Origin of the sequence: Marinobacterium profundum (assembly GCF_001528745.1) — a bacterium.
GTDB lineage: Bacteria > Pseudomonadota > Gammaproteobacteria > Pseudomonadales > Balneatricaceae > Marinobacterium_A > Marinobacterium_A profundum.
In genome coordinates, this window is the sequence record NZ_BCNS01000150.1 from 1 (window position 1) to 1,410 (window position 1,410).

2 protein-coding genes are annotated in these 1,410 nt (G+C 60.5%); one reads left to right on the forward strand and one right to left on the reverse strand.

Annotation, left to right across the window (positions count from 1 at the left end):
• A partial coding sequence (locus MPRO_RS17805) for a LysR family transcriptional regulator (protein WP_158651860.1) occupies positions 1 to 539 on the reverse strand: 539 nt, incomplete at its 3' end.
• Positions 540 to 696: 157 nt separating this feature from the next.
• Here MPRO_RS17805 and MPRO_RS17810 point away from each other — a divergent pair.
• Positions 697 to 1,410: aldehyde dehydrogenase family protein (locus MPRO_RS17810; RefSeq protein WP_158651861.1), on the forward strand; the 714-nt coding region annotated here is incomplete at its 3' end.

The window sequence follows — 1,410 nt, forward strand, 5'->3', positions numbered from 1 at the left end:
TCATCGTACAGCTTCAGACTTTTAAGCCCCGGCATGTCGCCATGCAGCACAGTGATACCGATCTGCACCCGGCCATCCATCACCGCCGGCACCACATCATCCGAGGCCATGGTGGCGATATGCATGCGCACATCCGGGGCCTTGTCGGCAAAACGGCCCAGCGCATCCACCAGAAAACTGCGTGGCAGCCCCAGCATGTGCTCGGCGCAGCCCAGATCCAGCTGACCCATGATGCGGTCGTGGGACTGGTTCACCCGGTTGCGAAACTGATCCAGTGCGGACAGCAGCTCCTGGGTGGCCTCGTACACCACCTTGCCCTGCTCGGTGAGGCCAAAGCCCGCCCGGCCACGTTCACACAGGCGCATGTCCAGGCGTTTTTCCAGATCCGCCATATAGTTGCAGATGGTGGAGTTGGCCAGATTGAGTTCAACCTCGGCGGCAGTAAAGCCGCCACAGTCAGCTACAGTTTTAAACACCCGCAGCAGCCGCAGGTCCATATCGGCCAGCTGGCCGCTGATTGCTGTTTTGCGCTTGCCCATAGTGCTCCGGATAGCGTTATACAATTGCAAATGTAAAGGTATGATTCTTTAAATCATCATATTAAGCAAGGCTAGCCTGTCTTATAACTAGCAGCCTGATTTTGAGCCGGCGCCGATACGGGGCGCCGGCCAGCCAACCCCATCGAGGCGACACGCTATGAGTATCACATTGCAAGATCCCAGCCTGCTGCAGTCCCAGGCCTACATCAATGGTCAGTGGGTCGACGCCGACGATGGCGCTACCTTTGCTGTGACCAATCCGGCCAATGGTGAGCACCTGGCGGATGTCGCATCGGTGGGGGCGGCTGAAACCCGCCGCGCCATTGAGGCCGCGGATCTGGCGATGCAGGACTGGAAAGCCCAGCCGGCCAAGACGCGTTCGGCTGTGCTGCGTCGCTGGTTTGAGCTGATCATGGCGAACCAGGAAGATTTGGCGCTGATCATGACGCTGGAGCAGGGCAAGGTGCTGGCGGAATCCCGTGGCGAAATCGCCTACGGCGCTTCCTTTGTGGAGTGGTTCGGTGAGGAAGCCAAGCGCGTTTACGGCGATGTAATTCCGTCACAGAGTGACCGTCGCTCCATCGTTATCAAGCAGCCGGTGGGTGTGGTTGCGGCCATTACGCCCTGGAACTTCCCCAACGCCATGATTTCGCGCAAGGTTGCGCCGGCGCTGGCAGTGGGCTGCGCCATCGTCGTCAAACCTGCGGCAGAAACGCCGCTGTCTGCGCTGGCCTTGGCCGTGCTGGCGGAGCGTGCCGGTGTCCCGGCGGGTCTGTTCAGCGTGCTGCCGGGTGCTGATGCGCCCGCCATCGGTGGCGAGATGACCTCCAACCCCATCGTCAAGAAAGTGACCTTTACCGGCTCCACCCCG